Here is a 7830-nt window from a genome sequence, read left to right on the forward strand (position 1 = left end):
CACCGTGGAGCCTGCGGTGGTTGTACCAGTCGGTCCACTCGGCGGTGGCCAACTCGACCTGGGCGAGCGATTTCCAGGGCCGCCGGGGCTTGATCAGCTCGGTTCTGTACAGGCCGATCGTGCTCTCCATCAGGGCATTGTCGTAGGCGTCACCGACCGATCCGATAGAGGCGGCGATGCCGGCGGCGTCCAGATGCTCGGCAAGCCGGAAACTCGTATATTGCGATCCGGCATCCGAGTGGTGGATCAACTCGCCTGGCTGCACCGGATGTTGGTCTCGGCCACGTTGCCACACGGCCATCTCCAGGGCGTCCAGGACGAAGACCGTTTCCTTCACGGTGGCTGCGGACCAGCCCACGATCCGGCGGGAGAACGTGTCCACGACGAAGGCGACGTAGACGACACCGGACAAGGTCTTGACGTGGGTGAAGTCCGCGACCCAGCAGCGGTTCGGGGCAGCGGCGACGAAGTCGCGGTCCAGCAGATCCGGCGCCCGTTCGGCCTGGCCGCCGGGCAGCGTGGTGATCACGCGCTTGCCGCGGACCGCTCCGGCGATGCCGAGTTCACGCATCAGGCGCTCGACGGTGCAGCGGGCCACGCGGTGGCCCTGCCGGTTCAGCTCACGCCAGATCTTCCTCGCCCCGTAGACACGGTAGTTGGCCTGGAAGGCCTCGCTGATCCGTTCCTTCAGTTCGGTATCGCGCACGGTCCTGGCCGACGGCCTGCTCCGGCGTTTGTGGTGGGCGTAGTAGGAGGAAGGGGCGATCTTGCAGTCGTGCTCGGTGAGCGTCCTGCAGATCGGCTCGACGCCGCCGAAGCGGCCCTTGTGCTCGTCGATGAACGCTACGAGCGTGTGTGTGGCCGGTCGAGCTCGGCCGCGAAGAAAGACGCTGCCGCCTTCAGGATCTCGTTGGCCCGCTTCAGCTCGGCGTTCTCCTTCTTCAACGCCTTGAGCTGGGCGGACTCCTCCGTCGTCGTCCCCGGCCTCTGCCCGGCGTCGATCTCGTGCTGCTTGACCCAGTTCCGCAGCGTCTCGCGGGACCCGATGTCCAGCTTCTCGACCACCGCCTGCAAGGCCGCGGTCTCGGTCGTGTGGTCGCCGCGGACCTCGGCGACCATGCGCACCGCACGTCGGCGCAGCTCAAGCGGGTAACGGGAAGGTCGTGCCATGACTCGATCCTTTCATGCGCCGCGTTCCAGGGTGCCCGCGCAGGACTCGGTGGCCCAAGCGCTCCCGGCGCCGCACCGGACGCCTGAATGCCCGTAACCTCCCAGGTCACCGCCGACTGCGCCGCGGACAGCAGCATCAAGGATCTGGTCGGCTTCGGCACCGCCGCCGTACGGGAGACTTTGCCCGCCACCGGCGCCGACAACACGCACTCGGTGAGCCGCGATGTCGTCTTCACCGACACGGACAACAACTCCGTCGACCTCTCAGGCTCCACGCCGAGCCCGCGCAACAGCGCCGGTACGGGCGGCGACGGCGGCGGGGACCCGTCCCCCACCCCCGCGCCCACCGACACCACCCCCGGTGACGTACGCATCCACGACATCCAGGGCGCCACGCGGCTCTCCCCGTACGCGGCAAAGCCTCCGGCTCACACCGACCTGATCAACAAGTTGCCGGTGGGCGAGCGGTACAGCTACGTCTGCGATGGCAACTCGCAGACGCTGGACCACATCCTCGTCACCCCGGGGATCCACGACCCCGGGTACGAGCTGGTCCACGTCAACGCGGAGTTCTCCGACCGGACGAGCGACCACGACCCGCAGGTCGTTCGCATCAAGTAACGCGAAGATCCCAGTGATCCGTGGCGTGCACGCGTTCGACGCGTGCACGCCACACGTGCGTTCAGGCCGCTCAGATCGCCTTGCCCGGGTCGAGGATGACGTGCGGGCCGAAGACGGACTTCGGCCGCCGCTGCGGAGCGAGGCTGTCCGGGGCGCGGTTCTTGAGCTGTCCGTGAATGCCTGCCGCTCGTATGAGGGGACCTGTCCAGGTGTGGGGGAGTGGGTGGAGCCGGCATCGGCGGTGGGCTGTGCTGTCGTGGATCTCGACGGTGGCCGCTGTTGCGTTGATGTCGATGCCGCGGATAGGCGCGAGCCGGCTGATGTCTGCCCCGGTGACCGCGTGGATGGTCACGTCGTGGGCATGAATTCGGGCAGGGTGAGGGCCGAGTGGGCCGGTCGTCCCTCCGTGGAGGGCATGGCGCCGAGGTTGCGCAGTATGGCGTTGCGCTGCTCCAGGGCCCGGGCGGTGGTCGGGAAGAGCGCGGCGTCGCCCTCGCGGACCAGCTCCTGGTTCAGGGTCACAAACTCACGGGTGTTGCGTTCGTAGGCAGCGAAGCCCGCGGTGTGGTCCCGGTCGGCCAGGGAACCGGCGAGCATGTACGCGCCGACGAGCGCGAGGCTGGAGCCCTGTCCGGTAAGGAACGAGGGCGAGTACGCGGCGTCGCCCACCAGCGCGACCCTGCCGCTGGACCAGCGGGGCATGCGAATCTGGCTGACCCCGTCGAAGAACAGGTCATCAGCGTCGCGCATGGCGGCAAGCATGCCCGGGACCTCCCATTCCGCGTCCGCGAAGACCGTGGCGACCAGGTCCCGTTGGGCTTCCGGGTTCCGGAACGCGTCGAACGGCGGTTCCTGGTGGGCGAAGTTCAGGAAGGCGTGCACTTCGTCGTTGTCCTCCACGGCGTAGAGTGCTGCGGCTCTGCCCGGGGTGTTCCACATCATGAGCTCGTGGGAGAGCCCGAAGGTGTTGCGCATGGTGAACCCGGCGAAGCAGTAGCCGAGGTATCGGTGGAACTGCGCTTCGGGGCCGAACAGGAACTCACGGGTACGTGAGTGCAGACCGTCCGCACCGAACACCATGTCGAACGTACGCCTGCTGCCTCCGCGGAAGGTGACGTCGACCCCGTGGCCGGACTGGTCGAGGGTTTCGACGGCGTCGTTGAACAAGAACTCCACGTCGTCACGGACCGCCGTGTGGAGAGCGTCGGTCAGATCTCCGCGCCGCACCTCGATGTCCCGTCCAGCGACACCGCCGGTGACAGTGTGCGGGGCGACCGAGGCCACCTCGCCGCCGTCCCCGCCGAGGAAGGTCAGCCGGCGCAGGTCGATGCGCGCGTCCTTCAGTCGAGGCAGGATTCCCATCCTTCGGACGACCTCGAGTGCGGTGCCGCGTACGTCGATGGGGTAACCACCCCCACGAAGTGCGCCCGCCTTCTCGACCACCGTGACCGCGAATCCGTAGCGGTTCAGCCAGAACGCAAGGGCGGGCCCCGCGATGCTGGCCCCGGATATCAGGACTTTGCGCCTCGGCGGGGTGTGGGTACCTTTCAACGGATCAATGCGGGTCATTCCTTGGTTCCTTTGCTCATGGTGCGGGTGACGAGGAGGGACAGCGCCGTGACGGCGCCGGCTATGACGAAGCCGGTGACGAAGGCCGATTCGGCTGGGACATCGGACCCGGCAGGGGCACCGGCGGTGAGGATCGCACCACTGACCTGCACACCCACGGCGTAGCCGACCACGCGAGTCACCAGGACGAGGCTGGTGGCGACGCCGGTGTCACCTTGATCGACGGATGTAGCGGTGCTGGTCACCAACGCTGTGACGCACAGGCCGTTCGCAAGCGCGATCAGCATCTTGCCGATGACGAGATGCCAGGCCTCGGTGTGCACGACTGCCAGGGCAATCAGGGCGGCGGCCATGATGACGATCCCGGCGGTGACCACGGCACGCGAGCCGAAACGACGCGCCCCGATCCCACCGATCGGCCCGGCCAGCGACGCGGCCACGGCGCCGGGCAGCAGGAAGAAGCCGATCTCGGTGGCGCCGGCCCCGAATCCGTACTCGTCGGCGGACACCGCGAACAGTTGCGGGACGAGATGGACCGCCACCGAGGTGCCGAAGCAGATCACGAACGTCAGCACGCACGACGTCCACACCGCAGGCCGTGCCAGCATGCGCAGATCGACCATCGGCGAGGCCGCACGACGCTCAACGGCTGTCCATCCGATCACGAAGGCGGCCAGAACCACGATGAGGGCGCCGAGCACGAGTGGCTGCGAGCCGATGTCGGGTGCGAGCGCGAGCATGAGCATGAGCGTGGCCAGCGTCCCGCTCAGGAGAACCAGGCCGGGCCAGTCGACCCCGGCGCCGTCCGACCGGCCCGGCGGATCATGCGGCATCAGCCTGTTCACCAGGATGGTGGCCCCGATGACCGCGATCGTCGGCAGCGCGAACATCCAGTGTCGGGACAGCTCTTCGGCCACGGGCCCGGCCGACAGCGTTCCGGCCATCCCGCCCCCTACGAACAGCCCGCTGACCACCCCGATGGCCACCTTCGACTCTCCCGCGGGGAGGTGTTCGCGCACCAGGATGAACGACAGGGGCAGCGCGCCCACCATCGCACCCTGCAGTACCTGACCGAGCAGCAGCACCGGCAGGTTCGGCGCCAGGGCCGACACCAGACCACCGGCACAGACCACCGCCATCAGCCGGATCAGGACCCGTTTTCCGCCGTAGCGGTCGCCTAACTTGCCCGCGACCGGTGTGACGAGCGCGCCGGTGATGAGGAGCATGATGCTGAGTAACGCCCCTTCGGCGGGACTCATGTCCAGCTCGCGTTGCAGGAGCGGGAGCGTCGGCGTCACCACCGACTCCAAGGCACCGGTGGCGACTGCCAGCATGCCGAGGGCCCCGACAGCGGCCTTACCGATGCGGGCCGGGGAAACCAGAGTTGCGGTCATGGACATCCTTTCCGTCATTGCCGGGCCGGGCGCGGACGCAGCGGTCCTCTCCCCGGGCGAACTACACTACACCGTGCAGTGTAGTTCGGTTAGGATGTGCCCCATGCCGACCACGAAGACACTGCGCGAGGGGTCCACGCGGAAGCGGGCCGCCATCCTCTCGGCGGCCCGGGAACTGTTCCTCGCCGACGGCTTCGACCGGTCCAGCGTCGACGCGGTCGCCGCCCGGGCCGAGGTGTCCAAGCGGACGGTCTACGACTACTTCGGCGACAAGCACACGCTGCTGCAAGCAGTCGTCGACGCCGTCGGCGAGTCACTGATCACCACGATCCGGCGCACCCTCGACGACACCCTCACCGACCTCGCAGAGGACGCCGACCTCGAGGACGCCCTGGTCACGTTCTCGATGCGCATCGCGACCGACATGCTCGGCTCAGCGGAGTACGCGACGCTGCAACGACTGGTCCGGACGGAATCCGGCCACCTGCCGCACCGGGGCTACAACTCCATGGCCGACACCCCCGACGAGGCACTCGCCGAGCGGCTCGCCGCCCTTGCCGCGGCCGGGCTGCTCGACGTCCCCGACCCTCGACTCGCGGCCGACCAGTTCATCGCGCTGACCTTCGGCGTCACGCTGGACAGGCTCGGTTCCGCGAATGCCGCGGAGGACACCCGCGTGCGGCCACTCGTCGTCGAGGGAGTGCGGACCTTCCTCCGGGCCTACCGAACCATGTAGCACCGTCAGCCCCGGTCACGAAGCCGCCGCCACTTTCCGGGCAATATCCCGTACGCCGCCGAAGCCGAGCAGATCGTCGCCCGGGCGTACCTGTCCGAGACGCCCCTCGCGCGGCACACCCCGACGTCGTTCCGCGACGACACCCCGCTGCCCGCGTACGGTCCGCCACCGGCCCACCGGCCCACCGGCCCACCGGCCCACCGGCCCACCGGCCCACCGGCCCACCGGCCCACCGGCCCACCGGCCAGACCGGCCGACGCAGACGTACGGCCGGCACCGAGGAGTACACAGCAACAAAAGCCGCAGAAGCAGGCCACGCAGCAACGCCCCCCGCGCCCGCCGAGGAGATGTCTGTCGCCCCCGTGCACGCCGAGCCGCACGCCCGTACCCCGGAATCCCCCGACCGACCACTCAGGTCGGTTTGAGTATGCGCGCTCATGTCCGGCGAATCCTCGCGCGGGGAATATCGGCACAGCGTCGGATCAGAGCGGCGCGGACCCGACTCAGTGCTGAGACAGTTATGGAGAATCCCATGTCCCGACGTGTTGCCTTGTCCGTTGTTGCTGGTGTCGTTCTTCTCGGTGGTATTGGTGCCTTCGCTTTCGCCCAGGCTGCGGAGCAGGCTCCGGTGCTGACGCACAGCACTGTTCGCCACACCGCTCCCGACGGGGACCGGGACGGCTCGCTGGCCTTCGCCACCGATGTCACGGCTTCCTCCGGTGTCAAGAGTGTGAAGGTGCTGGCCTGGCCGCAGGACTCGTCCCTGGCCAAGAAGGGGCTGACCGCCAAGGACATGGCCGCAGTGGAGTCGGCCGTTTGCAAGCCCTCCGGTCAGGACACCGTGCGCTGCACCTATACCGCCGAGGTCACCAGTGCCGACGCCGAGTCGTCCCCGCGCGGTGCCTGGCATGTCGCCGTCCTGGCCACCGCGCAGGACGGCACCACGACCTTGGACACCGAGGCGGCCGGTTTCATCGTCCGGTGACCCGGACGCGCACGGGGTCGAGAGCAAGTGCCGGCGCCGACGCGCGCCAGTACGCACTTTTTCGGCAGTGGCAAACAGGTTGCGATGCCGGACGGCGAACGGCGACGGATGACAGTAGGCGGTGAGGAGTCCGAAGTCAGCCAGCCGCACGGCAGCCCAGGTGCCCATGACTTCACCTGGCTGACCAGGCGCGCCCGAGTGCGGGTTCAGGTTTTGATCGACCTGCCGGCCTGCCCCGTCGCGGTCACTGCCGGATTCTCCGATGAACATGCCGGCGATCTGCTGGACGGTCTTCTCCCGCTCTTCGCAGAGCCGTTGGGCGAGCGCGGTCTGGCCATCGGTGAGCCTGGGCCGGCGCCCGCCGCCCCGTCCGCGGGTTCGTGCGGGGGTTTGAGCCCGTCGTTCGTATTCGCCACGATCAGTTCTGGCTGAAGCTCGGTGAGCACTGACAGCACCCCGAACATCACACGGCCTTCCATGGTGGCGGTGTCGATGCCCTGCTCGATGACGTGCGGCCCGATGCCGCGCTCGCGTAGTTCGGCGTCGAGGGTCACCAGGTGCAGCACAGAGCGGGAGAGCCGGTCGGGCCGGGCCACCTCCAAGGTGTCGCTCTCGCGCAGCAGTTGCATGACGAGGTCGGGCTTCGGGCACTGCTCTCGGGTGTGCCGGCCGGGGTTCTCCTGCGACGGCGCCCGGCCGCGGCACGCCCGACGATTCAGCCCTGGAGGGAAGCGAGCCAGGCGGTCAGCAGACGGTTGACCTCCTCGGGACGCTCCTGCTGGATCCAGTGCCCGCAGCCGTCCAGGATGTGGGTAGAGGCCAGGCCGGGGAGGGTGGCTGGGTAGGCGTCGATCGCGTCGGACATCCAGGTGGTGGAGGCGTCCAGGGCGCCGCCGATGAACAGGGACGGCTGCTTGATCGGGGCGCCGCGGTGCGGGGCGAGGTCCTCCCAGTCGCGGTCCATGTTGCGGTAGCGGTTGAGGGCGCCGGTCATGCCGGTGCGCTCGAATTCCCCGGCGTACACGTCGAGGTCGTCCTCGGTCAGCCAGGCGGGCAGCTTGCCGCCGGGGAAGCGGTCGCGCAGTCGGCCGCCGGCGCGGGCCACGAAGTGCGGGTCGGGCTCGCCATGGGCGGGCATGGTGTCGGCGGACAGGGCCGCGTAGAAGCCCGCGAGCCAGCCCCGGAGGTCGGGCTCCATCTCCGCTTCGGCCCGGCCGGGCTCCTGGAAGTAGGAGACGTAGAACTCCTGGTCGCCGCCCATCTGCGCGAAGATGTCGGTGGGGCGGGGGCCGCCGGGCGGCGCGTAGGGGACGCTCAGCAGTCCGACGGCGCGGAAGACCTCGGGGTGGAGCAGG

The 7830-nt window shown here is 68.8% G+C and carries 7 protein-coding genes and 2 pseudogenes; 3 read left to right on the forward strand and 6 right to left on the reverse strand.

Annotated features, from left to right (window positions below; all coding sequences use genetic code 11):
* Window positions 1–1170, reverse strand: a pseudogene (locus IEZ15_RS41830) (IS3 family transposase); the annotation flags it as partial.
* A gap of 438 nt (window positions 1171–1608) precedes the next feature.
* Here IEZ15_RS41830 and IEZ15_RS47565 point away from each other — a divergent pair.
* Window positions 1609–1791, forward strand: a pseudogene (locus IEZ15_RS47565) (hypothetical protein); the annotation flags it as partial.
* Between the two features lie 70 nt (window positions 1792–1861).
* Here IEZ15_RS47565 and IEZ15_RS41840 read toward each other — a convergent pair.
* From IEZ15_RS41840 to IEZ15_RS41850, 3 genes are read right to left on the reverse strand one after another with little or no spacing between them, the layout of a single operon-like run.
* Entirely contained in the window at window positions 1862–2143 is a 282-nt protein-coding gene (locus IEZ15_RS41840; protein ID WP_114248541.1) for a hypothetical protein, read from the reverse strand.
* Window positions 2140–3360 (reverse strand): FAD-dependent monooxygenase, encoded by a 1221-nt coding sequence (locus IEZ15_RS41845; protein ID WP_189282199.1) that lies wholly within the window; start codon window positions 3358–3360, stop codon window positions 2140–2142. The genes IEZ15_RS41840 and IEZ15_RS41845 overlap by 4 nt, the downstream gene beginning before the upstream one ends.
* Complete coding sequence (locus IEZ15_RS41850) at window positions 3357–4754, reverse strand: MFS transporter (RefSeq protein ID WP_189282200.1); 1398 nt, start codon at window positions 4752–4754, stop codon at window positions 3357–3359. Before IEZ15_RS41850 ends, IEZ15_RS41845 begins: the two co-directional genes overlap by 4 nt.
* Before the next feature lie 103 nt (window positions 4755–4857).
* Here IEZ15_RS41850 and IEZ15_RS41855 point away from each other — a divergent pair, with 103 nt between their 5' ends.
* Together IEZ15_RS41855 and IEZ15_RS41860 are read left to right on the forward strand one after the other, a co-directional pair.
* Window positions 4858–5490, forward strand: a complete 633-nt coding sequence (locus IEZ15_RS41855; protein ID WP_114248544.1) for a TetR/AcrR family transcriptional regulator — start codon at window positions 4858–4860, stop codon at window positions 5488–5490.
* Between the two features lie 532 nt (window positions 5491–6022).
* Complete coding sequence (locus tag IEZ15_RS41860) at window positions 6023–6475, forward strand: DUF5707 domain-containing protein (RefSeq protein WP_114248545.1); 453 nt, start codon at window positions 6023–6025, stop codon at window positions 6473–6475.
* 206 nt (window positions 6476–6681) lie between these two features.
* Here IEZ15_RS41860 and IEZ15_RS41865 read toward each other — a convergent pair whose 3' ends face one another.
* A complete protein-coding gene (locus IEZ15_RS41865; protein ID WP_229846527.1) occupies window positions 6682–7104 on the reverse strand; it encodes a recombinase family protein in 423 nt (140 codons plus the stop codon).
* An 86-nt stretch (window positions 7105–7190) separates the two neighbouring features.
* Window positions 7191–7830 (reverse strand): alpha/beta fold hydrolase (locus tag IEZ15_RS46040; protein WP_229846528.1); only part of this gene is annotated, 640 nt, incomplete at its 5' end.

The organism is Streptomyces atratus (assembly GCF_014648655.1).
In the GTDB taxonomy this organism is placed as follows: Bacteria; Actinomycetota; Actinomycetes; order Streptomycetales; family Streptomycetaceae; genus Streptomyces; species Streptomyces atratus.